At 58.2% G+C, this 24,347-nt stretch carries 18 protein-coding genes and 2 pseudogenes; 13 read left to right on the top strand and 7 right to left on the bottom strand.

What is annotated here, in order from left to right:
* Positions 1-159: 159 nt before the first annotated feature.
* The 8 genes from IPI80_RS11190 to IPI80_RS11155 all read left to right on the top strand — a co-directional run bounded on the left by IPI80_RS11190 (position 160) and on the right by IPI80_RS11155 (position 7,452).
* Positions 160-522 carry a VanZ family protein gene (locus IPI80_RS11190; RefSeq protein WP_413860053.1) on the top strand — a complete coding sequence of 121 codons (363 nt, stop codon included), beginning with the start codon at positions 160-162 and terminating at the stop codon, positions 520-522.
* Between the two features lie 58 nt (positions 523-580).
* Complete coding sequence (locus IPI80_RS11185) at positions 581-715, top strand: hypothetical protein (protein ID WP_413860051.1); 135 nt, start codon at positions 581-583, stop codon at positions 713-715.
* A 219-nt stretch (positions 716-934) separates the two neighbouring features.
* On the top strand, positions 935-1,387 hold the full coding sequence (locus tag IPI80_RS11180) for a hypothetical protein (protein ID WP_413860049.1): 453 nt from the start codon (positions 935-937) through the stop codon (positions 1,385-1,387).
* Between the two features lie 243 nt (positions 1,388-1,630).
* A complete protein-coding gene (locus IPI80_RS11175) occupies positions 1,631-2,974 on the top strand; it encodes an outer membrane beta-barrel protein (RefSeq protein WP_413860047.1) in 1,344 nt (447 codons plus the stop codon).
* 53 nt (positions 2,975-3,027) lie between these two features.
* Positions 3,028-3,642 carry a polysaccharide biosynthesis/export family protein gene (locus IPI80_RS11170; RefSeq protein WP_413860045.1) on the top strand — a complete coding sequence of 205 codons (615 nt, stop codon included), beginning with the start codon at positions 3,028-3,030 and terminating at the stop codon, positions 3,640-3,642.
* A gap of 17 nt (positions 3,643-3,659) precedes the next feature.
* Complete coding sequence (locus tag IPI80_RS11165; RefSeq protein ID WP_413860043.1) at positions 3,660-6,011, top strand: polysaccharide biosynthesis tyrosine autokinase; 2,352 nt, start codon at positions 3,660-3,662, stop codon at positions 6,009-6,011.
* Between the two features lie 17 nt (positions 6,012-6,028).
* Positions 6,029-6,754 (top strand): tyrosine-protein phosphatase, encoded by a 726-nt coding sequence (locus IPI80_RS11160; RefSeq protein WP_413860041.1) that lies wholly within the window; start codon positions 6,029-6,031, stop codon positions 6,752-6,754.
* Entirely contained in the window at positions 6,751-7,452 is a 702-nt protein-coding gene (locus tag IPI80_RS11155) for a hypothetical protein (protein ID WP_413860039.1), read from the top strand. Before IPI80_RS11160 ends, IPI80_RS11155 begins: the two co-directional genes overlap by 4 nt.
* Before the next feature lie 115 nt (positions 7,453-7,567).
* On the opposite strand, the gene IPI80_RS11150 is transcribed toward IPI80_RS11155, so the two are convergent.
* Positions 7,568-8,257, bottom strand: a complete 690-nt coding sequence (locus IPI80_RS11150) for a PilZ domain-containing protein (RefSeq protein WP_413860037.1) — start codon at positions 8,255-8,257, stop codon at positions 7,568-7,570.
* A 156-nt stretch (positions 8,258-8,413) separates the two neighbouring features.
* Here IPI80_RS11150 and IPI80_RS11145 point away from each other — a divergent pair, with 156 nt between their 5' ends.
* On the top strand, positions 8,414-9,517 hold the full coding sequence (locus IPI80_RS11145; protein WP_413860035.1) for an NAD(P)/FAD-dependent oxidoreductase: 1,104 nt from the start codon (positions 8,414-8,416) through the stop codon (positions 9,515-9,517).
* 32 nt (positions 9,518-9,549) lie between these two features.
* Here IPI80_RS11145 and IPI80_RS11140 read toward each other — a convergent pair whose 3' ends face one another.
* Positions 9,550-10,602: a quinone-dependent dihydroorotate dehydrogenase gene (locus IPI80_RS11140; RefSeq protein WP_413860033.1), complete on the bottom strand. Its 1,053-nt coding sequence runs from the start codon at positions 10,600-10,602 to the stop codon at positions 9,550-9,552.
* A gap of 44 nt (positions 10,603-10,646) precedes the next feature.
* Here IPI80_RS11140 and rpiA point away from each other — a divergent pair, with 44 nt between their 5' ends.
* Positions 10,647-11,360, top strand: coding sequence for a ribose-5-phosphate isomerase RpiA (gene rpiA, locus IPI80_RS11135; RefSeq protein WP_413860031.1), 714 nt, complete (start codon positions 10,647-10,649; stop codon positions 11,358-11,360).
* Positions 11,361-11,380: 20 nt separating this feature from the next.
* Here the strand turns inward: rpiA and IPI80_RS11130 are convergent, their stop codons facing one another.
* From IPI80_RS11130 to IPI80_RS11110, 5 genes are all read right to left on the bottom strand, one after another.
* On the bottom strand, positions 11,381-12,022 hold the full coding sequence (locus tag IPI80_RS11130; protein ID WP_413860029.1) for a glutaredoxin family protein: 642 nt from the start codon (positions 12,020-12,022) through the stop codon (positions 11,381-11,383).
* Between the two features lie 35 nt (positions 12,023-12,057).
* Entirely contained in the window at positions 12,058-14,112 is a 2,055-nt protein-coding gene (locus IPI80_RS11125) for a M3 family metallopeptidase (protein WP_413860027.1), read from the bottom strand.
* Positions 14,109-14,975, bottom strand: a complete 867-nt coding sequence (gene folD, locus IPI80_RS11120) for a bifunctional methylenetetrahydrofolate dehydrogenase/methenyltetrahydrofolate cyclohydrolase FolD (RefSeq protein ID WP_413860025.1) — start codon at positions 14,973-14,975, stop codon at positions 14,109-14,111. The genes IPI80_RS11125 and folD overlap by 4 nt, the downstream gene beginning before the upstream one ends.
* Positions 14,976-15,047: 72 nt before the next feature.
* A complete protein-coding gene (locus tag IPI80_RS11115; protein WP_413860023.1) occupies positions 15,048-15,674 on the bottom strand; it encodes a response regulator transcription factor in 627 nt (208 codons plus the stop codon).
* 17 nt (positions 15,675-15,691) lie between these two features.
* Positions 15,692-18,226 carry a PAS domain S-box protein gene (locus tag IPI80_RS11110; RefSeq protein WP_413860021.1) on the bottom strand — a complete coding sequence of 845 codons (2,535 nt, stop codon included), beginning with the start codon at positions 18,224-18,226 and terminating at the stop codon, positions 15,692-15,694.
* Between the two features lie 146 nt (positions 18,227-18,372).
* Between IPI80_RS11110 and aceE the strand changes: the two are divergent.
* The 3 genes and pseudogenes from aceE (at position 18,373) to lpdA (ending at position 24,333) form a co-directional block, all read left to right on the top strand.
* A pseudogene (aceE, locus tag IPI80_RS11105) lies at positions 18,373-21,077 on the top strand (pyruvate dehydrogenase (acetyl-transferring), homodimeric type).
* A 12-nt stretch (positions 21,078-21,089) separates the two neighbouring features.
* Positions 21,090-22,465: pseudogene (aceF, locus tag IPI80_RS11100) on the top strand (dihydrolipoyllysine-residue acetyltransferase).
* Positions 22,462-24,333 carry a dihydrolipoyl dehydrogenase gene (gene lpdA, locus IPI80_RS11095; protein ID WP_413860019.1) on the top strand — a complete coding sequence of 624 codons (1,872 nt, stop codon included), beginning with the start codon at positions 22,462-22,464 and terminating at the stop codon, positions 24,331-24,333. The pseudogene aceF and the gene lpdA overlap by 4 nt, the downstream one beginning before the upstream one ends.
* Positions 24,334-24,347 lie beyond the last annotated feature (14 nt).

The following is a 24,347-nucleotide window of genomic DNA, read 5'->3' as shown; positions in this document are numbered from 1 at the left end:
ACTGCGTGTTGATACGGTGCTAGGGCGTTGTGTCATGCTCGCGCCAGTGGTAGCGCTAAAGTTTAAGTGAGAATTGAGCCGCCAGCCCTCGTGGCAATGAATGTTCGCATGCACTGCCGTTTTTTGGATGGGTAGCTCCCCAACGGTACACTGGCGACCATGCGAATTTCCCGTAGAGCGGCCTTGGTGTTGCTTGCAATGTTGTTAATCCTATTCCTGGTGGGCACCCAAATGCCGGGTCACTCGCGCAATGCGATCGAGGCTAGTTTGCATGCGCCTTTTCCCCTGTCCAAGTTGGCGCACTTTTGCATGTTCGCCACCATGGCCGTTCTGGCCAGTGGGCAGCCGTTACGCTGGCCGGTGGCTGGCGTGTTGTTGGGGGCACTTGCGTTGGGCGTTCTGACCGAAGTGTTGCAGGTCCTTGTCGCCATCGAACGTGAAGGCAGCGTGCGCGATGTGGCCATAGATGTCGCGGGAGCTGTCTCAGGCGTGCTATTGACCCGTAGACCTTTGGTAGCTTAGGAGTTGTAAAACAGTACGCCGAGGATGGTGCGGTCACTGGGGCGAGTCTGCGCGTCGCATGTTGAATCTGACTGGCATCTATACCGCCATTGGGCACCATGCATCGCTGGCCCAACCAGGCTTGGCCACGGTAGCCGCATCCGAACTGGCGCAACAGGGTTGTCCGCTGCGTCGGAGCGATATACGGGAGTGATATTCACAGTATTGGGTGGAGCGTCGCACAAACGTGATGTTTTTCACGATTTTTGCGTGTTTTGTGGTAGTTTGACTTGGGCGTTGCGGTTTAAACGGATAGAATTGGTAGAACATTGCTGTGTTTAGCAACAGGGAGCGGTACCAAATGCAGAAATTTCTTACTGTCGCAGCCTTACTGGTCGGGTCTAGCTCCGCAATGGCCGCATTTCAGTCCGGAATGACCTCGGACCAAATGGCCACCGAAGTGCGCAATAGTGTCGCTGCCGGGCAGAGTAACGCAGTCATTGCCCGGGCAGCACTTACCGCAGGCCTACCGGCTGGCGCAATTACAACCATGTTGCTTGGACACGGGCGCGTTGCGGCTGACGTGGTTGCAGCGATGGTGAATGCTTCGCCCTATTCTTCTACTGAGGTTGCCTTGGCGTCCATCCATTCCGCGGTGGCCTTTGGGGCCGTTGGGTCGTCTATGCAATCCGCCGCCATTGGCGCAGGTGCAGACCCCGCCAAGATCGCCCAATCCTCCGCAGGCAGTATTAGCAACGTAGGCAATAACGTAGGCAGTGGCTTTGGTGGTAGTAGCAGTTTTGGCCAGGCCCGTGTATCGTCCTTCAGTGGGTCGAGTTGCAACCCTTACTTAGCCGCCAATTGCCCCACCCTAAGCCCGAGCTAAACCATTCGTCACGGATTCTTTCAAGTAATGGCAGCGTCAGGCTGCCATTTTTTTGGAAGCAGGCATGTCTGATGAATGGGGCTACCGTTGTAGCTGTATTGCAGTGGCAACATTCATCACAATTTGTACGACCAATTTGATTTCGGGTGTTGCCTAATGGCAATCGTTTGCTGCGACAATCTCAATCTGTCACTTAGATCCAAAAGTTCGTTGGCTCTTTCAATTTTGTTATGGTGGAGAGAAATGAAAAAGAATATCGTTTCGCTATGGTTTGTTTCTGCTATACCTTTTGCAATTTCATCGGCTTGGGCGCAGAGTCAGCCCACAGTTCCCGAAGCCGCCACTGCGCCAGATCAAGGTGCGTACAGTTTGAAAATTCCAACAGCCCCTGCGTCCCAGGTCGGCGTCAAGGGCTATGAACTTAGCAGCACGACAATCTCCGGGTCCAGCGGCGCCAGTGCAGTTATCTTGACTGCTCCCGTAGGAAGTGACGCTGCTTACAAAACAGAGAGTGGCATCTATTTTTACCCACACCTCTTTGTCGGTATCGGCAATGACGACAATGTGCGGGCTAATTCTGTAAATCCCATCAGTTCGACTGTTGTCAAAGTAGCGCCCCAACTGATTGGAGAGATCAAGCGCAAAGGGGACCGATATACCGCATTGGCATCGGTCAGTAACGTGAATTACGACAGCAGTTCAGCAGACAACACAACCAATTCGGAGCTTACCGTTGCTGGAGACAATTACTTCACCGCCCGTGCGCGCGCTGCTTGGTCTCTGGGGCAGGTGCGTAGCACAGACCCACGTGGGTCAACTTACCGCGTCATTTCTGCAGAGCCAGACCGTTGGACCTCCAATAACGTGGAAGGTCGTTTTATTTACGGTGCTCCAGAAGCACAGGGACGTGTCGAGTTTGATGTTGGCAACCAGAATAAGACTTACGATAACAATCGCGTCAATACCGGCATTGCCGACGTAACGGTGGGTTCGTACGCAGGTCGTTTGTTCTACCGGCTGGGAACCCGCTCCTTGGCATTGGGAGAAATTCGCAGTGCAAAGTCGAATTACGCATCATCATTTTCGACTGATAGCAATACCGATCGCCGTTATTACTTGGGCTTGACTTGGGATGCAACGGCAGCTACCACGGGTATTGTCAAGGTTGGACGCATGACCAAGGACTATGACTTTGCGGGTCGCGATGGATATAACGGTGACAGCTGGGAGGCTGCAATCCGTTGGATGCCGCGGACCTACAGCGTTGTGGATTTGCAAACAGCCCGTAGTACCGTGGACGCAACCGGGCTTGGTAACTACGCAGTGACCACCAACACCAATTTGAACTGGAACACCAAATGGACACAGTCGCTCACTAGTCGGGCTGGATTTGGCGTCTTGAAAACTGATTTTGCTGGCACCTCCCGCTCTGATAGCGCGACAAACTTTGCGTTGACGGTAGACTATGCCGTTATGCGTTGGCTGAAAGTTGGAATCGACTGGGCGTTGACGGATAATGCCTCCAATGTGCCAACGGCAGCCTACAAGCGCAATGTCACGATGCTGACGCTTAACGCGTCGCTGTAACGCGTTGATCCCTGTCTCCGGGGGATTCACTCCCCTGACCGTGAAAGTTGATCATGTTCCGACTAGATAGGCTCCGTGCCTCATCACACTGCCTTCGCGGTATTTGTTCGTTTGCCTTCCTGGTATTCGCGTTTGCTTGTGCACTGGTTACGCTTGCCCAGGCGCAATCGCCGACTCCCTTGCCTAAGGACGTTGCGTCTCTGTTGTCAACCTACAAGTTGGCTGCTGGTGATGTCATCACCATTCGGGTCTTTGGTGAGGATGATCTGAGCCGTGAAAGGGTTCGATTGTCCGATGCCGGGACAATCCCGTATCCGGTATTGGGTGAAGTTCGTGCACTGGGTCTTACCATTGGTGAAATCGAAAAAAGCATTACAGCAGGTCTTAACGGACGATATCTGGTCAATCCACGCGTATCGATTACCATTGAAGAATACCGGCCGTTTTACATCAATGGAATGGTGGAGCGTCCTGGTGGTTACCCCTTTCAACCCGGGTTGACAGTACTCAAGGCCAGTTCATTGGCTGGAGGCTTCAAGGAACGCGCTTCGTTTTCCAAGATATCCATCATCCGCGAAGGTGACCCGACCGGGCGTCCACAAAAAGCCGACATCAATAGCCCGGTTAACCCCGGTGACACGGTGTTCATCGAAGAGTCGTTCTTCTGAGCCAATCGAACTTCAACATGTCCGAAACCAAGTCTGAAGCGCATACATCTGCGCAGCATCTCTTTTTGCATGATCCGGATGGGCGGGAGCCGAGTCTGGATTTTGTAGAGTACTGGCGCACCCTGCGCAAGTACAAGTGGGCCATTATGGCGCTTGCTCTGGTGGTGACACTTGTTGCTGGCGTGATTGCGTTTGTGACTACGCCCATCTATGAAGCCAAGGCTACCGTTCTGATTGAATTGTCCAAGCAGAAGGTTGTCAGCATCGAGGACGTTTATTCCGGTATGCGCGCCACCCGCGAATATTTCCAGACGCAGGTAGAAATCATCAAGTCCCGGGAAGTAGCCCTCAAAGCGATTGAAAAAATCAAGCTGTACGACTATCCTGCGTATGATCCGCGTGCACCGAAGAAAGGCCTTGCGGCATTTTTGGAGCAAATTGGTTTTGCGAAAAAAGGGGCACCAAGAGAGTGGAACGAAAAGTCCCTGGCTGAGGCTGTTTTGCCTGCGGTGACAGGCGGCCTTTCCATTGAACCGATCCGGTTGAGTCAGTTGGTGGTGGTCAGGTTTGTGTCGACTGACGCGGCGCTTGCCGCCAAGATCACCAATACTATTGCCGAGACCTACATCGAAAACGATCTTGATGCGCGATATCAGATGACGCGCTCGGCATCGGTGTGGCTGCAGGAACGGCTCTCAGGATTGAAAGAAAAGCTGAATCAGTCGGAACAGGTTCTTCAGGGATACCGTGAAAAGCAGGGTCTGGTCAGTGTCAAAGACAACTCCCAGGGCGGTAGCGGGCAGCAGATGGAGCAGCTACAAACTCGCTTGATCGAGGCGCGCACACGCCGTGCAGAGATTGAGGCGACATACAGAATTGTCAAAGATGCAGCCAAAGTCGGAGACCTGGCGTCCCAGCCTGCAGTGCTTAATAGTATGCAGGTAACAGACGCCAAGCGGCAGACTGCGGAGACCGCCCGCAAACTAGCCGACGTGTCACAACGTTATGGCAAAGAACACCCGAAGTACCTACAGGCCGAGTCCGAGGCCAAGACAGCCTCTGAGAACCTGCAGCGCCAGATTGAACTGGTGGTAGGCGGTATTAACAACGAGTATGAGCGTGCACGCAGCACCGAGAGAATGCTGGAAAGCTCGTTGGCAGCCGCGCGGGGCACGGTTCAAAACGTGAACCGCAAGGAGTTCGAGCTGGGCCAATATGAACGCGAAGTGGATTCCAACAAGCAGATGTACGACATGTTCATCAAGCGCGCAAAGGAGACCAATGTTGCTGGTGACCTGCAATCGATGGTCGCACGCGTGGTGGATGCGGCGGAAGTTCCGGGTGGACCCATCAAGCCCAGAAAGGTGTTGATTGTTACGGTGGCGTTGTTGATGGGTTTGCTGGCGGGCTGCATGCTGGCGTTGCTGCTGGAGTTGTTGGATAACACGCTCAAGACAACCGAAGACGTGGAAGTGCACCTCAAGCAGCCTTTGCTCACGGTCATGCCGATGCTCGACAAGAAAAGTGCTGAGCGCATGGTTAGCGGCCGCTTGGTATTGGATTCTCCCAATTCTCTATATGCGGAGGCCATTCGCACGGCGCGCACAGGCGTATTGCTGTCATCTGTTGACGTATCGTCCCGAGCGATCGTTGTGACCTCGAGTGTGCCGGGTGAGGGCAAGACCACCTTTTCCAGCAATTTGGCGATGGCCCATGCGTTGACCAAGAAAACACTGTTGCTGGATGCAGACATGCGCCGCCCCAGTATCGCCAAATGTTATGGCTTGGACCCGAACATACCTGGTTTGTCTGAACTGGTTGCCGGCACGGCAAAGCTCAGTGAATGTGTGCACCAGATTGAAGGCTCCAGGCTGGTGGTCATGACATCGGGTGTGATACCACCTAATCCTTTGGAACTGCTGCATTCCGATCGTTTTGGGCAAACGTTGGAGGCGCTGCGCAAGCACTTTGAGATTGTTATCATCGATTCACCACCTGTGGAGCTGGTCAGTGACGCGGTGGTCATTGCATCGCGCGCCAGCGGCGTCATCTTTGTTACCAAGGCGCAAAGTACCCCCTATCCGATGGCCCGCAAGTCTTTGCAGCGGCTGCGTCGGGCGGGTGGGCACATTGTGGGCGTTGTGCTCAACGCTTTGGATTTCAACAAGGCAGAGAAGTACTACGGTGAATATTCCGGTTACGGCAAGCATGGGTATGGAACTTACAGTAGTACCTACGGGGGTACCTACGGCAAGAGCTATGGCAAGACGCCGCCCTCCCCAAAAACAGCGGCTAAGGGCAAGACCCCAGTAGTCCTCAATCAGGTCGTTCAGGTTGCGCCTGCGCCTGCCGAAACCAGACCATCGTAGGATGCGCGGCCTAAGCAATGATCGATCTGCACTGCCATTTTCTGCCTGGTATCGATGACGGACCGGAAACAGTCGATGAAGCACTGGCACTAGCCAGGGCGGCAGTGGCCGATGGCATCACCCACTCGATGCTGACCTCACACATCGATCCTGACCGATACGTCAATCAGCGCAGTAGTCTGGAAGGCGTGTTTGCCAGCTTCGCTGAGCAGATAAGGGCTGCCAGAATTCCTCTGGAGTTGCGTTTGGGGGGCGAGGCCCGCTTATGCCCGGAGTTGATGGATTTGATTGCAGACAACCAGGCCCCGTTTCTGGGGGAGGTTGATGGTTGGCGAATATTGTTGCTGGAGTTTCCACACCACCTCATCCCGGTCGGCAGCAGCCGTTTTATCTACAGCCTCCTCAAGCTCAAGATCCGTCCGCTGATTGCCCATCCAGAGCGCAACAAGGCCGTCATGGCCCAACCTGATCGTATTCTGGAGTTCACTGATGCGGGGTGTTGGTTGCAACTGACGGCGGGATCCTTGTCAGGCCGATTTGGAGTCGTTGCACAGAAAGTTGCGTTTGGACTGGTTGAAGGGGGATTTCACTGTCTGGCTGCCACGGATGCCCACAACCTCGGCAGTCGCCCACCGCTGCTCAGTGAAGCACGGGACGTGTTGGCGTTGCGGTACGGCGATGCAATCGCGCACAGCATGGTTGTGGAGCGACCAGCCCGTATTTTTGGAATACAAGGGGCGTGACCATCAATTCAGAATTTGTCGTTTGCGGTCCCCAGACCTCCAAGCCATCGCTGAGCCGTCCAGTGATGATCGTGGGGCTTCTTGCTTTGTTGGTTTTGGGCAGCGCAACCCTGTGGTTTGTGTTACGGGCGGCATGGGCAGATGCAATCACCCTGAGCGCGCGCAGCATTGTTGCTGAATGGCGGGAGGGCAGCGGTCCCGCCTTTACGCCCGAGCTTTGGGATCGGACCCGAGGTCAGCTGCAGTCGGCTTTGAACGCGGTGCCTGGCAATGCGCGGTTGCATGACGATTTGGGTTTTCTGCATGCCGCGCGTTCGCAAGGCATGGGTGATGTACCAATTGATGGGCCTGAGCACCTATTGCAGCAGACCCTGATGGAGGCCGCCATCGACCATTACCGCGAAGCCAGCGCGTTGAGGCCAACCTTTCCGTATTCCTTGACCTATCTCGCACTGGCCAAGCACCTGCGGGAACAGCATGACGAGGAGTTCTGGTCTGCCTTTGACCACGCGATGCAGTACGGGCAAACCGAAGCTGCGCTACAGAGCCCACTTGCTGAAATCGGATTTGCCAACTGGTCGCGCCTGGGAGTCAAGCGTCAAAAGGCCGTTGTCGATATGGTGGCAAATGCCAAGGCGCCGCTGCGTAAAAAATTGACCGCAATGGCAGATCAAGCTGGCATAGTGCTACGACGCTGACCAGTCGGTTTACGCAGTTCAGAGTAGGCTGGAAACAACGGCGTCAATGATCCAACGGTGATGCGCCTTCGCTTCTGAATCCATGCTTGTCCGGACCGATTGAATCTTGCCCAAATCACTGCCGCTCGGCCGCAGACTGCGTGGCGTAGTTCAGCACCAGTTTGTCGAGCTGGGTGAGGTTGTGAAAAACCAGGCCAACGTAGAACGCAGGATCTGTTGCGGTACGGTTGTTGTGGCCAATGCTGGCGTTCAAGTTCAATTGCACCGGTTGGTCTTCAAAGGTTACGCTCAGTCTCAGGGTCACCATGTCACCCACTGTGGAAAGGGCTGACTCGATTTTGATCATGGCGCCATGCATGCTGATGTCCACCAAAGTGCCTTGCAAGGCAGGCCCAGCCGGTTGCGCGTCTTTGGCTGCGGTTTGCACGGTGGCAGGCCAGGATGTCTTGGTGCGCATGGACTGGCGCACCTTGCGGGCGTCCACTTGGGCGGGGTAGGCTAGCAGGGCGTAGGCAAAGGGCTTTTGAAAGGTCTGCAGTACCTTGCTCAAAAACGAGAACTCATACAGCCCGGTAAAGCCGCGCACGACGCACACTTCGCCGTCATCCAACTCAGTGCTGACGCCGTCCGGGCCCATGGGCCCCACCATCACACCTTTGCCTTCGATGGCGCCAAAAAATTGGGACTCTTTTTTGCTCGCACCTTCCACCAGTCGGCGGGTCTGCAAGGCCATGCCGGTACGCAGACCCAGCGCCTTGAAGGGAATGCGGCTGATGTCAGTGCTGTTGGTTTCTTCGGTGCTCATGGGGATAAGATGGTACACCGGTGTTGCGCCGGTTTGGGCATGACGCCGACCGAAGCACGGGCGTACCTCACCGTGTCGCTCAATAGACATTGGATTGACCCTTGCGATTTTATTTATTTGGAGTTGAATTGACCTGCTACGACGAAGGGCATCGCTTTGGAGCAGGTTGATTGTGTTGTCATCGGGGCCGGCGTGGTCGGCTTGGCGGTGGCGCGCACCCTGGCGCTGGCCGGTCGCGAGGTGCTGGTTCTGGAGGCCTGCGCGGCCATAGGCACACAAACCAGCTCACGCAATAGCGAAGTCATCCACGCTGGCATGTACTACGCCACGGGCTCGCTGAAGGCGCAACTGTGCGTGCAGGGCAATCGCTTGCTGTACGACTACTGCGCAGAGCGTGGTGTGGCGCACCAGCGCTGTGGCAAGTTCATTGTGGCCACCTCGTTGGAACAGTTGGCGCAACTCCACTTCATCCACGACCGCGCCTTGGCCAATGGCGTTATGGACCTGCAATGGCTGGATGCCGTCCAGGCCCAAGCCGACGAGCCGGCGTTGCGCTGTGTAGGCGCTTTGTATTCACCTTCCACTGGTATTGTGGACAGCCATGGGTTGATGCTGTCCTTGCTGGCCGATACCGAGCATGCCGGCGGTGTATTGGCACTAAATTCGCCTCTAGCCCTCGCAAAATATACACAGGAAGCTATTGAATTGGTAGCGGTTGATGGCACACGGTTAGCTGCCAGACTGGTAGTAAATGCAGCGGGCCTGCAAGCGCCCGCAATGGCGGCGCGCTTTGAAGGGCTGGATGCACGCCATGTGCCAACTGCCTACTTTGCCAAAGGCAATTACTTCACGTTGGCAGGCCGTTCTCCGTTTACGCGCCTGATCTATCCGGTGCCCGAAGCCGCTGGTTTGGGCGTGCACCTGACGCTGGACTTGGGCGGCCAGGCGCGCTTTGGGCCGGATGTTCAATGGGTAGACAGCCCCGATGACACCCGGGTGTCGCCCGAACGGGGGGACGCCTTTTATGCCGAGGTGCGCAAATACTGGCCCGCATTGCCCGACGGTGCGCTGGCACCCGCCTATGCCGGCATCCGGCCCAAGATCAGCGGCCCCAACGAACCCGCACGCGACTTTTGCATTCAGGGGCCACGCGACCACGGCATACCCGGCTTGGTTAACTTGTTTGGCATTGAATCACCGGGCCTGACCTGTTGCCTGGCCATAGCCGAGCGGGTTAGCGAAATGCTATTGAATCAGTAGCGTAATCGCAAGCGTTGATGAGGGCTGGTAGTCTATTTTCCCACTGCCTTGATCGCCAAAGCTGAGGCTTTGACCAACTCTGGCCCTTGGTAAATCAGCCCGGTATAGATTTGCACCACATCGGCGCCAGCGCGGATTTTTTCAACCGCGTTGCTGGCGCTCATGATGCCGCCTACGCCAATGATGGGGAACGTGGGCCCCAGGGCGGCGCGCAACTGGCGAATCACCTGGTTGCTGGCCTCAAACACTGGTGCGCCCGACAGGCCACCGGTTTCCTCGGCGTGGGGCAAACCCTTGACTGCGTCGCGGTTCAGCGTGGTGTTGGTGGCCACCACACCGTCCATGCCATGGCGCACCAGTGTGGCGGCAATGACGCCGACCTGGGCTTCGTCCAGGTCGGGCGCAATCTTCACAAAGATCGGAATGCGTTTGCCGTGCTGCTGGTGCAGGGCTTCGCGCCGCTGGGCAATGGCGCCCAGCAGGGCGTCCAGTGCCTCGTCGCTTTGTAGCGCGCGCAGGTTTTTGGTGTTGGGGCTGGAGATGTTGACCGTCACATAGTCGGCATGCGGGTACACACCATCCAGGCAAAGCAGGTAGTCGTCGGTGGCGTTCTCGATGGGTGTGGCGGCGTTCTTGCCAATGTTCAGTCCCAGCAGCATGCCGGGCTTTTTTTGGCGGCGCAGGGCAGAGCGCTGTACGTTCTGCAAAAAGGCATCCAGCCCTTCGTTGTTGAAGCCCAGGCGGTTGATCATGGCGTTGGCCTTGGGCAGGCGAAACATGCGCGGCTTGGGGTTGCCTGGCTGGGCCTTGGGCGTGACCGTGCCCACCTCGACAAAGCCAAAGCCCATGGCGCCCAGGCCGTCGATGCAGCGGGCGTTCTTGTCCAGGCCAGCGGCCAGGCCCACGCGGTTGGGAAAAGTGAGGCCGGCCAGTGTGATAGGGTCGTTGACGGTGTCAACGCAATAGGCCCACGTTAGCGGTGTGCCCTGGGCACGGGCCAGGCTGGCCATGGTGATTTCGTGGGCCACTTCGGGGTCCATACTGAACAACACACGCCGCGCCAAACCATAGGGAACAAGAGACATTGGATAATTCCTGCAATATTTCGTAACTACCATGATTTTCGCCCATGACCCAAACCAACACTCCCACCACCGACGCTTCACCCGCCCTCACACAAGATCAGCTCAAGACCCTGGTAGGGCAGGCCGCCCTGCAATACGTGGTGCCGGGCGAGATTGTGGGCGTGGGTACCGGCTCCACCGTCAACAAGTTCATTGACGCGCTGGCTACCATGAAAGACCAGATAAAGGGTACCGTATCCAGCTCCGTGGCCAGTACCGAACGTCTGCAGGCCCTGGGCATTCCGGTGTTTGACTCCAATGAGGTTGCCCGCCTGTCGGTCTACATCGACGGTGCCGATGAGATAGATGGCCACGGCAACATGGTCAAGGGCGGCGGCGCGGCGCTCACGCGTGAGAAGATCGTGGCCGCCCAGTCCGACCGGTTTGTGTGCATTGCGGATGAATCCAAGCTGGTCCAAACGCTGGGCGCTTTTCCGCTGCCGGTTGAGGTGATTCCCATGGCCACGCAACGGGTGATTGCCCAGTTTGCGGCCCAGGGCGGCAGCGCCAAGGTGCGCCTAAAGGATGGTCATCCGCTGGTGACTGACAACGGTCAGTTCATTGTCGACGTGACAGGCCTGCAGATTACCGATCCGCGCGCGTTTGAAGCCGAGGTGAGTCAATGGCCCGGTGTGGTGACCGTGGGCGTGTTTGCCTTTCAGCGCGCCCAGGTGTGTTTGCTTGGCACGGCCAACGGTGTGAAGACACTTACGTTCTAAACGCCCGTGCAGAAATTGGCCTAGAAGGTGATGCCGGCCGGATTGGATGGGTTGGCAGCAGGTGGCTGGTAGGCGGGTTCGGGTGTCGAAGCCGCGTCAGCCGGTTTGGCCGCCCCGGCAGGCGCTTTTTGCACTACAACCAATGGGGTAGGGTCGGGGCGCTTGTAGGTGGCTGGCAGCAGAGACTTTTGTGGGTACCCGGCTGCGTCCAAGTACTGGTTCCACTCCTGGTCCGAAAAACCTCGGATGCGTTGACTGCCAATGGTCAAGTAGGGCACGGAGTTGTCACCGGTCAGGCGCCGCAGGTAATCACGGTCTTCGTTGGTGCTGACGGTGCGCTCTGAAAAGGGAATTCCGCGCACAGTCAAGAATGAGCGGCCAGTGTCGCAGGGTACGCATTGGGTTGAGGTGTACAGAACCACCGGGTATTTCGCAGCAACTTGACGCAACTCGAATGGCATTGCGGCTCCGGTTGCGTCAGTCTTGGCGCCCGCGCCGGTGCTGGCCACTTTGCCCTGATCCGCGGTGACCGGCGGCTTGTCGGAAAAGGTGACCTTGCCATCGGCGCCAACGATGCGGTAGATCGTTTGTGCCTCCACGCCCATGGCCGACCCAAGTAACGCCGCGCTGCTCAGCAGTACTGCAATGGTGTGGTGTTTCATGTGCGGATTCCTCTTTGGTGTAATAGCGGGTTGCCTCATGGTGCCATACCCTGGTGGCGCAGCAGTGCGTCCAGCGAGGGTTCGCGCCCCCGAAAGGCCTTGAACGACTCCATGGCCGGACGGCTGCCGCCGGCTTCCAGTATCGCTTGACGGTATTTTGTACCGGTTTGCAGATTTGGCAAACCGTCGGGGCCAGCTGTTTCTTCAAAAGCGGCATAGGCATCGGCGCTAAGCACTTCGGCCCACTTGTAGCTGTAGTAGCCTGCGGCGTAGCCACCGGCAAAGATGTGGCTGAAGGTATGGGCCGTGCGACTCCATTCAGGCGGCCGCATGACTGCCACTTCGGCGCGCACCTCGTTGAGCAGGGGCAGAAAGTCTGCTTCTGGGTCGTGGGCTGTGTGCAGCAACATATCGAACAGCGAAAACTCAATCTGCCGCAGCGTCTGCAGGCCACTTTGGAAGTTGCGTGCTGCCAGCATCTTGTCGAACAGGTGACGTGGAAGCGGTTCGTCGGTTTCTACGTGTGCCGTCATGTGGCGCAGCACGTTCCATTCCCAGCAGAAGTTTTCCATAAATTGGCTTGGCAGCTCCACCGCGTCCCATTCCACGCCACTGATGCCAGAGACATCGTGTTCGTTCACCTGGGTGAGCATGTGGTGCAGGCCATGGCCAAATTCGTGGAACAGTGTGGTCACGTCGTCATGCGACAACAAGGCGGGTTGCCGCACGCCGTTGACCTCTATCCCATCGGCAAAGTTGCACACCAGGTGCGCTACTGGGGTTTGTAGTTGCTGGGTGTCTGGGCGCAGCCAGCGGGCGCAAACGTCGTCCATCCAGGCACCACCACGCTTGCCGGTGCGGGCCGTGGGGTCCAGGTAGAACTGGCCCACCAACGTGGAACCGGACGCGGTTTGGCGTTCAATGCGGTAGAACTCCACGTTGGCATTCCACGTAGGTGCCTGGTCGCGGTGAATCGAAATATCGAACAAGGTTTCGGCAATCTTGAACAGACCGGCAAGCACCTTGGGGAACGTAAAGTACTGCTTGACCTCTTGCTCACTGAAGGCATAGCGCGCTTCCTTGAGTTTTTCGCCCACATAGGCCCAGTCCCAGGGCTGCGGGTCGGCCAGGTTCAGGTGCTCGCGGGCAAAGAGGCGCAGATCGTCCAGGTCTTTTTCGGCAAACGGGCGCGCTTTGTGCGCCAGGTCGCGCAGGAAGGTGACAACCGCGTCGGGTGACGACGCCATTTTGGGCACGAGGGACAGTGTTCCAAAGTTGGGGTAGCCCAACAGAGTAGCCTCTTCCTGGCGCAAAGCCAGGATATCGCGAATGTTCTGTGTGTTGTCAAATTGCAAGGCGGTGGTATCGGCCTGGTCCGAGGCCCGGGTGATGTAGGCCCGGTACAGCGTGGCGCGCAACGCGCTGCTGCGGGCAAACTGCATGACCGGCAGGTAGCACGGCATCTTGAGCGTGAGTTTGTAGCCTTCCTTGCCTTGTGCCTGGGCAGCGGCGCGGGCTGTTTGCTGCACGTCTTCGGGCACGCCTAACATTTCGGCTTCGGTAGCGTAGTAGCTGAAAGCGTCTGTGGCATCCAGCGTGTTTTCGCTGAATTTCTGGCTGAGTGCGGCCAATTGGTCCTGGATCTCTGCAAAGCGTTCGCGTGCCACTCCGGTGAGTTCGGCACCACCCAACACAAAGTTGCGCATGGCGTTTTTATGGGCCTGGCGCTGCTCAGGGTTCAAGGTTTGCAAGTCAATGGCTTTGTACTTGGCAAACAGCCGTTCATCGGCACCCAGGCGGGTCCAAAACTCTGTCACGTGAGGCAGGGCGGCGTTATAGGCAGCACGCAGCTCGGGGTTGTCGGCTACGCTTTTGAGGTGGCTTACTGCTCCCCAGGCTCGCCCCAGCTTTTCTGTGGCAACGCCCAGTTCCCTGGCAATCGACTCCCATTGCGCCGGGAAGTCAGTCGCCGTGACGGTTTCCAGCGCCTGGTTGGCACCGGCCAGTAGTGTCTCGATGGCGGGTACTACATGTTCCGGACGAATGGCGTCGAACAGGGGCAGAGTGGTTGGGCTGAGCAGCGGGTTCATGCAACACCCAATTCGCGTTCAGCCGCTTCAATGGTGTTAACCAGCAGCATGGTAATGGTCATGGGCCCCACACCACCGGGTACTGGGGTGATGTAGCCGGCGACTTGCTTGACGCCTTCAAAGTCCACGTCGCCGCACAGCTTGCCCTCGTCATTGCGGTTCATCCCGACATCGATTACCACAGCGCCCGGTTTGACCATGTCAGCGGTCAGCACATTGCGCTTGCCGACAGCAGCAATCACGATGTCCGCCTGGCGTGTCATGGCACCCAGATCGGCTGTGCCGCTGTGGGTGATGGTGACGGTGGCGTTGGCGGCCAGCAGCATCAGGGCCATGGGTTTGCCCACGATGTTGGAGCGGCCAATGACCACCGCATGCTTGCCACGCAGGTCTTTCATGCCGATAGATTCCAGCATCTTCATGCAGCCATAGGGTGTGCAGGCCTTGAAACCGGTTTCACCCACCATAAGCGCACCGGCGCTGGCCACGTGGAAGCCATCCACATCCTTGGCCGGCGAAATGGCTTCAATAACTTTGTGGTCGTCAATGTGGGCTGGTAGCGGTAGTTGGACCAGGATGCCATGGATAGCGGGGTCGTGGTTGAGTGCGTCCACCCGGGCCAGCAGCTCTGCCTCGGTCATGGTGGCGTCGTATTGTTCCAGGACGGAGTGCAGACCGGCATCGTGACAGGCCTTGACCTTGTTGCGTACATAAACCTGGGAAGCGGGGTTGTCACCCACCAGCACCACGGCCAGGCCAGGTGTCAGGCCACGGGCCTTGAGGGCGGCGCTGCGGGTAGCGACGTCTTGCCGCAGTTGCTTGGACAGAGCAACGCCATCTATGATTTGGGCGGTCTGGGTCATGTTCAATATCTCTAAGTAAAAACGCCCGCAGTCCTCGCGGGGCGGGCGTAGACAGCTATAAAATAAATAGCGTCAGGTTTTCGGGGTGGTTTGTCCCAGAGCAATTTTGAGGAGGTCCGCCACGGTGTTGGCGTTGAGTTTTTCCATGATGTTGGCGCGGTGCGCCTCCACCGTCTTGATGCTGATGCCCAAGTCGTCGGCAATCTGCTTGTTCAGACGTCCGGCCACAATGCGCTCCAGCACCTGTGATTCACGCAACGTCAGTTTGGAGAGCAGGGCGTCGCGGTTGGCTGCGGTCTGGAATTCGGTAAAAGAATCCTTGGCGTGGTCCAGCATTCGCTCGACAAGCCCGATGATTTGTTCCTCGTTAAAGGGCTTCTGAATGAAGTCCATAGCGCCCTTCTTCATCGTGTCCACCGCCATGGGCACGTCGCCGTGGCCGGTGATGAATACGATGGGCAGGGGAGAGCGCGCGTCGATCAGGCGCGTTTGCAACTCCAGGCCCGTCATGCCACCCATGCGGATGTCCACAATCAGGCAGGCCACCTCGCGGGCGTCGTAGCGACTGAGAAAGGATTCCGCGGAGTCAAAGCACCGAACACGAAAACCCTTGCCCTCCAGCAACCACTGCAGGGAGTCGCGCACGGCTTCATCGTCGTCGACGACGTAAACGGTACCTTTTTTGGGAAACAGGCTCATTCGGAATTTCCAGGGTTCTAGTTGCTTTTTCGTGGATGTTGCGTTAAACCGGCGCTAACTTCTGTCAGCGGTATCCAGAATGAAAATCGGCACCCCGATACTTCGTCACCATTGTAAAGGTTCTCTGCCGACATTCTTCCCAAGTGGGATTCGACAATGGAGCGGCACAGCGACAGGCCAATGCCCATACCATCGGCTTTGGTCGTGTAGAACGCCTCGTACAGGCGGGACAATACTTCAGGGGACAAGCCCTTGCCGGTGTCTTGCACCGAGAATTCAATCACTGGCTTGTCATCCAGGGTCTTGGGCACCACGCGCAGCTCCACAATGCGCTGGGACGTTTGTCGCAGCGCCATGTCAATGGATTCTGCCGCGTTGCGCAGCAAATTGATTAACACCTGTTCAATCAGGATGGGGTCCACCATCAAGGACGGCAAGCGGGCCGCTACGTAGTGGTTCAGGCGCACGTTGAAGCGGCGCAGTTCGATTTCGGCCAGTTCTACCGACTCGGTCACCATGGCGCCCACCTCAGACAGCGTGCGGTTGGGCTCGCTGCGTTTCACAAAAGAGCGTATGCGCTGGATGATTTGTCCGGCTCGTTGGGCCTGTTTGGCCGTTTTTTCCAGCGCAACCAGAAGCTCTCCCTCGTTGATCTGTTGCGCCTTGATGCGGGACACCATGCCGTTGCAGTAGTTGTTGATGGCAGTCAGCGGCTGGTTGAGTTCGTGTGCCACGCTGGACGCCATTTCGCCCATGGTGATGAGTTGGCTGGCCGACTGGGCGCGCTCGGTCTGGTTGGCGGCCTGCTCTTCGGCAATGCGCCGTGTGGTGATGTCTGTGGCAATCACCATCTGGGCCAGGCGGCCGTCGACCCAACTCAGGTAGCGGCTGCGCACCTCCAGCCACTTGTTTAGCTCGGGGATGAAGATCTCCGCGCTTTCCGTCTCTGTGTCCGGCAGTGCGGCGGTGGACAGGCCCGCGAAGGAGTCCACGCTGTCAGTGGACTCATCGCTGGTCGGGCTGGCGGGCACGCCGGCTTCGGCAATCAGTTGCAAGTGTCCCTGGGTCTGGGTGCCAAACCACTGGCGATAGAGTTTGTTGGCAAACAGCAGTTCGTCGCTGCCCAGTGGGGCCACCGAGATCGAGGCGTCCAGCGCTTCCAGTACCGTAGTAAAGCGCTCGTGCGATGCTGACAACTGATCGCGTATTCGGTTGGGTTCAGTGATGTCCGTCATGGAGCCCATCCAGCCGGTTTGTTTACCCACGGCGTCGATCAGCGGAGATACATACAGGCGGGCGTCAAACAGGCTGTTGTCGCGCCGCTTCACGCGCACCTGAATGCCGCCGGGGGTGGAATTGCCGGCCAGCTCTTCGTTTAGATATGCATTGAGTTGGTCCCGGTCGTTTTCCGGCCAATAGGGAAAGGGGGCGGTACGTCCCACCAAGTCGGACTCGGTCCAACCCGTCATTCTGCAGAAGGCCACATTGACGTAGGTGATGCGACCCTGCAGATCGAGTGCGCGCATGCCCGTTAGCATGGAGTTCTCCATGGCGCGTCGAAAGGTCGTTTCGGACATCAGTGCCTGCTGGGCCTGCAAGCGGCGCCGGGTATGGCGCCAGTTGGCAATCAGCATCCAGGCGGTCATCAGGCTCAGTGCCGCAACCAGCCAGAACAACCCGCTGCCGATTACCCCCAATGAGGCCCGGTAGGCTTGGCCGCGGACCACCAAGCCATCGCCCACGGGAGATACCGGCATGGCGTATTCGTTGGCGGGCCTGGCCCAGGGCAGCAGCGTTTTGACACCTTTCTTGTTGGGGAGAGCAACGCCCGCCAGCAGGCCGCCTTTGGCGTCGTGCAGGGAGATGGCGTAGCGCGAAGTCACTTCGGTTGGTACGCCATAGCGGTACAACCCGTCCACCGAATACTCTGCCAGCAACACGCCGGCGAAGCGTCCCCGGTCACTCAGTGGAAGCAGCATTTGCAGCTTCGGTGCGTCGCTGGCGGAGCCCAGGGGCTGCACATAGACCGGCTGCTGAAAGTCGCGGCTGGCGACGAAGCCGGCCAGCGTGTCATTGTTCTGGCTTTCGTTGCTGCTGGGGTTGAGTTGCCCGCTGACAAGCACCGCAGTGCCCAGGGCTGTGCGCACCCGCTTGCGTTCATCTACCCAAGCCAGACCCTGCAATGCAGGGTTTTGGTTGAGCATGGATCGCGCACGGGCCCGGAAGTCCTCCGTGTCCAACTCGTGGTTGGAAATTTCCCGGCCGATGCGTGCCAGTTGCTCCTGGCGTTCCAGCAGCCGCATACGCAAGCGCTGTTGGGTGTATTCCACGTCCCGTTGCACAGCTTGCTGTTCGCGGTCCATTTCTTCCAACCGCAAATAGCCCAAGGCTGCGATGATGGCTGCAAAGAAAAGCAGCACAGCCACCAGCGGAGCCAGCACAGCCAACCGGTCCTGGCGGTGTGGAGCTAACCGTTGCCACCAATGTCGGATGCGAGTCAGGGTCGACAACCCCCATTGTTTGGGTACAGTGATGATTCGCGGCAAAGACATGGTGCAAGTGTAGTTGTGCGCCAGCAAAGGCATTCTTTAATAATTCATAATATGAAATTGAAAAGCGCATCTTGAAATTTTGAAGTTCTTGTGTGAAAATAGGCAGAACGTACTAAATTGCATTCAAAACAACCAGGAGACACCGCATGTCAGCAGTTCCACCAGGCGAAGCAAACGCCACTACCTCCGACCTGGACAGCCAGGAAACCCGTGAATGGATGGACGCGCTGTCCGCCGTGATTGAAAGCGAAGGACCAGAGCGCGCGCACTTCCTGCTGGAGCAACTTTTGGAGCATGCGCGCCAAAGCAGCATTGATCTGCCTTTTTCGGCCAACACCGGTTACGTCAACACGATTGAACCCGGTCAGGAAGCGCACTGCCCAGGCAACATCCAGATCGAAAAACGCCTGCGCGCTTACATGCGCTGGAACGCCATGGCCATGGTGGTGCGTGCCAACCGCCTGCACCCGGAAGACGGCGGCGACCTGGGTGGCCATATTGGCTCGTTTGCCTCGGTGGCCAGTATGTTTGGCGCCGGCTTCAACCACTTCTGGCATGCCGAGAGCGAGGGCCATGGTGGCGACCTGCTCTACATCCAGGGTCACAGTTCGCCCGGTATTTATGCAAGAGCCTACATGGAAGGGCGCCTGACCGAAGATCAGCTCGACCATTTCCGCCAGGAAGTCGGTGGCAAAGGTCTGTCGAGCTATCCGCACCCCAAGCTCATGCCCGAGTTTTGGCAGTTCCCCACGGTATCCATGGGGCTGGGCCCATTGATGGCCATTTACCAGGCACGCTTTCTCAAATACCTGCACGCACGGGGCATCGCCAACACCGAGAACCGCAAGGTCTGGGTGTTCTGTGGCGACGGTGAGATGGACGAACCCGAATCGCTGGGCGCTATCGGCCTGGCATCCCGTGAAAAGCTCGACAACCTGATCTTTGTTGTCAACTGCAACTTGCAGCGTCTGGACGGCCCGGTGCGCGGCAACGGGAAGATCGTGCAGGAGCTCGAAGGTGAATTCCGTGGCAGCGGCTGGAATGTCATCAAACTGCTGTGGGGCAACGGTTGGGATGCACTGCTTGCCCGTGACAAAACCGGCAAGCTCAAACAATTGATGATGGAAACGCTGGACGGCGACTACCAGGCCTTCAAGGCCAATGACGGCGCCTTCGTGCGCAAAAACTTCTTTGGCCGCTTCCCGAAACGCTTAAGCTCGTCGAGCACATGACAGACGAAGAAGTGTTCGAGCTGCGCCGGGGTGGCCACGAGCCGGCCAAGGTCTATGCGGCGTTCCACGCGGCCAACGCGCACAAGGGGCAGCCCTCGGTGCTGCTGGTCAAGACCGTGAAGGGCTATGGCATGGGCAAGGCCGGTGAAGGCAAAAACACCGTGCACCAGACCAAGAAGCTCTCGGACGAAGACATCAAGTACATCCGCGACCGCTTCAACATTCCGATCCCCGATAGTGAACTGCCTGGCTTGCCTTACTACAAGCCAGCCGAAGACACGCCTGAAATGCGCTACCTGCACGAGCGCCGCAAAGCCCTGGGTGGCTACTTGCCGCACCGTCGCACCAAAGCCGACGAGCACTTCACCGTGCCATCGCTGGAGACTTTCAAGGCTACTTTGGAGCCCACGGCCGAAGGCCGTGAGATCAGCACGACACAGGCCTTTGTGCGCTTCGTCACGCAACTACTGCGCGACCAGGCCTTGGGTCCACGTGTGGTGCCTATTTTGGTGGATGAGGCCCGCACCTTTGGTATGGAGGGGCTGTTCCGTCAGATCGGTATTTACAACCCCAAGGGCCAGCTCTACACCCCGGTGGACCGCGACCAGGTGATGTACTACCGCGAAGACAAGGCCGGCCAGATTCTGCAAGAAGGTATCAATGAAGCCGGTGGCATGTGCAGCTGGATTGCTGCGTCCACCAGCTACAGCACCAACAACCGCATCATGGTGCCGTTTTATGTGTACTACTCGATGTTTGGCTTCCAGCGCATTGGCGATTTGGCCTGGGCAGCGGGTGACATGCAGGCACGCGGCTTTATGCTGGGCGGCACGTCGGGGCGCACGACGCTCAACGGCGAAGGACTGCAGCATGAGGACGGTCACAGCCACATCCTGGCCGGCACCATCCCCAACTGCGTGTCCTACGACCCTACGTTTGCGCATGAGGTGGGTGTGATCCTGCACCACGGTTTGCAACGCATGGTGGAGAAGCAAGAAAACGTTTTCTACTACATCACGCTGTTGAATGAAAACTACCCTATGCCAGGGCTGACTGCTGGTACTGAAGAGCAGATCATCAAGGGTATGTATATGTGCAAAGAGGGCGCCAAGATCACCCCACGGGTGCAATTGCTGGGTTCGGGCACGATCCTGCGCGAAAGCATTGCCGCCCAGGCGCTGCTGGAACAAGACTGGGGTGTTGCCGCCGACGTCTGGAGCTGCCCCAGCTTCAATGAGCTGACCCGCGAAGGGCAGGACTGCGAACGCTGGAATCTGTTGCACCCGTTGGAGGCACCGCGTGTCTCCTTTGTATCGCAGCAGCTCGACAAGGCCAAAGGCCCGGTCGTCGCGTCCACCGATTACATGAAGGCCTATGCCGAGCAGATTCGCCCCTTCATTCCCAAAGGCCGCACCTACAAGGTGCTGGGCACCGACGGCTTTGGCCGCAGCGATTTCCGCAGCAAGCTGCGCGAGCACTTCGAGATCAACCGCCACTACATCGTCGTCGCCGCCCTGAAAGCGCTGAGCGAAGAAGGCACCGTGCCGGTGGCCAAGGTAGCCGAAGCGATTGCCAAATACAACATCCAGGCGGACAAGATCAATCCGCTGTACGCGTGAGGAGACAACAACATGGCATCCATTGAAATTCAGGTCCCCGATATTGGCGACTTTGCAGAAGTCACTGTCATTGAATTGATGGTCAAAGTAGGCGACACGGTCAAGGCCGAACAGTCGCTTATCACCGTGGAATCCGACAAGGCTTCCATGGAAATCCCCTCCAGCCACGGTGGCGTGGTCAAAGAGATCAAGGTCAAGCTGGGCGACAAGGTCAAGCAAGGATCTTTGGTGGTGATTCTGGAAGGTGAGGGAGCTGCTGTGGCCAATGCGCCTGTCGCGGCACCGGCACCCACAGCTGCGCCTGCACCAACTTCTTCTGAGCCAAATCCGGCTCCAGCCCTCGTCGCTGCTACACAGCTGCTTCTGTTTCGGTAGCAACAGTGTCCGCTGCACCGGCTGCCGCCATGCCGGCGCACAACCCCACCTCCGCGCCTGTGGGACTGCCCCACGCGTCGCCGTCGGTGCGAAAGTTCGCACGCGAGCTGGGCGTGCCGCTGGCTGAGGTCAAGGGTAGTGGTTTGAAGGGCCGCATCCTCGAATCCGACGTCCAGGCATTCACGCGCTCTGTCATGAGTGGCGCAGCACAAACCCTTGCGGGCGTGGCGCAAAACAAGGCCGGCGGTGGTGATGGCGCGGGCCTGGGCCTGATTCCCTGGCCTGTCGTGGATTTCACCAAGTTCGGACCCATTGAGCGCAAGGACCGGCCTCGCATCAAGAAGATCAGCGCGTCCAACCTGCACCGCAACTGGGTGATGATTCCGCACGTTACCAACCACGACGACTGCGACATCACTGACCTGGAGGCCTTCCGCGTCTCCACCAACTTGGAAACTGACAAAGCCGCCAAGTCGGGCGGCACCGGCGTCAAGGTCACCATGCTGGCCTTCCTGATCAAGGCCTGCGTGGCTGCGCTCAAGAAGTTCCCCGAGTTCAATTCCAGCATCGACGGCGACCAACTGGTCTACAAGCAGTATTTCCACATCGGCTTTGCGGCCGATACGCCCAATGGCCTGATGGTGCCGGTCATCAAAGACGCCGACAAAAAAGGCATCTTCCAGATCAGCCAGGAAATGGGTGAGCTGGCCAAGAAGGCGCGTGATGGCAAGCTGAGCCCCGCCGAAATGTCGGGCGCCAGCTTCACCATCTCCAGCCTGGGCGGCATTGGTGGGCGCTACTTCACACCCATCATCAACGCGCCCGAGGTGGCCATTCTGGGTGTCTGCAAGAGCCAGATGGAACCCGTGTGGGATGGCAAGGCATTTGTGCCGCGCCTGATGTTGCCGCTCTCCCTGAGTTGGGACCACCGCGTGATTGACGGCGCCGCCGCCGCGCGCTTTAACGTGTACCTGGGCCAGATTCTGGGAGATTTTCGGAGGGTGCTGCTGTGACTATCATAGAAATCAAAGTCCCTGACATTGGTGACGTTGCTGAAGTCGCCGTCATCGAGCTGATGGTCAAACCCGGCGACACCATCCGGGCCGAGCAAAGCCTGATCACTGTGGAGAGCGACAAGGCCTCCATGGAAATCCCGTCCAGCCAGGCCGGGGTGGTGAAAGAACTCAAGGTCAAGCTGGGTGACAAGGTCAAAGAAGGCTCGGTCGTGCTGATGCTGGAAACCACAGACGCCGCTGGCGCTGCGCCGGTTGACGCACCAGCCAATTCTTCTACATCAAATCAGCCTCCAGCCCTCGCCGAATCTATACAAACCGCTCCTATATCCGTAGCAACTACGGTGGCAACATCTGCGCCTGCGGGTGCCAGCTACGCCGGCACCGTGGACCTGGACTGTGATGTCTTGGTGCTGGGCGGTGGCCCTGGTGGCTACAGCGCAGCGTTTCGTGCTGCAGACCTGGGGCTAAAGGTCGTGATCGTGGAGCGCTACGCCACCTTGGGCGGTGTGTGTCTGAACGTGGGATGCATTCCCAGTAAGGCCCTGTTGCATGTGGCAGCTGTGATGGATGAGGTGAGCCACCTGTCGGCCTTGGGCGTGGACTACGGTGCCATGACGGTGGACATCGACAAACTGCGCGGCCACAAAGAAAAAGTCATCGGCAAGCTGACCGGCGGCCTGGCCGCCATGGCCAAGATGCGCAAGGTCACCACCGTGCGCGGCTACGGCAGCTTTGTCGGAGCCAACCACCTGGAGGTGGAAGAAACCACCGGCACCAGCCAAGACAAGACCGGCAGCAAGAAGGTCATTGGCTTCAAGAACGCCATCATCGCCGCCGGCAGCCAGGCCGTGCGCCTGCCCTTCATGCCCGAAGACCCGCGCGTGGTGGACAGCACTGGCGCCTTGGCGCTAAAAGAAGTTCCCAAGCGCATGCTGATTCTGGGTGGCGGCATCATCGGCCTGGAAATGGGCACCGTCTACAGCACGCTGGGCGCGCGCCTGGACGTGGTGGAAATGCTGGACGGCCTGATGCAGGGCGCTGACCGCGACCTGGTCAAAATCTGGCAAAAGATGAACGCGCCACGCTTCGACAACATCATGCTCAAAACCAAGACGGTGGGCGCCAAGGCCACCGCTGAGGGCATTGAGGTCACCTTCGCGTCGGCAGAGGAGGGCGGAACCGCCCCTTCGCCCCAGGTGTATGACCTAGTCCTGCAAGCCGTAGGCCGCACGCCCAATGGCAAGAAGGTGGGCGCTGAGAAAGCCGGTGTAGCCGTCACCGACCGTGGCTTCATCAACGTCGACATCCAGATGCGCACCAACGTGCCCCACATCTTCGCCATCGGCGACATCGTGGGCCAGCCCATGCTGGCGCACAAGGCCGTGCACGAGGCGCATGTGGCGGCGGAAGTGATAGCCGGTGAACTGCAAGGCAACAAAGAGCTTGCAGCCGCAGCCTTCAACGCCCGCGTCATCCCATCCGTGGCCTACACCGACCCCGAAGTGGCCTGGGTGGGCCTCACCGAAGACCAGGCAAAAGCACAAGGCATCAAGGTCAAGAAGGGTTTGTTCCCCTGGGCAGCATCCGGCCGTGCCATTGCCAATGGCCGCGACGAAGGCGTCACCAAGCTGCTGTTTGACGACTCGCCAGAAGCGCATGGTCACGGAAAGATTCTTGGCGGCGGCATGGTCGGCACGCATGCGGGCGACATGATTGGCGAGATTGCGCTGGCCATTGAAATGGGTGCGGACGCAGTGGACATTGGCAAGACCATTCACCCGCACCCCACGCTGGGCGAGAGCATTGGCATGGCGGCAGAAGTCGCACACGGCAGTTGCACGGATGTGCCGCCAGCCCGCAAATAGGCTTACACCGCAGT

Origin of the sequence: Candidatus Aalborgicola defluviihabitans (assembly GCF_016705985.1) — a bacterium.
Classification (GTDB): domain Bacteria; phylum Pseudomonadota; class Gammaproteobacteria; order Burkholderiales; family Burkholderiaceae_C; genus Allorhodoferax; species Allorhodoferax defluviihabitans.
Note: the sequence above shows the minus strand (reverse complement) of the source record. Positions and strands in the feature narration are given on the sequence as shown.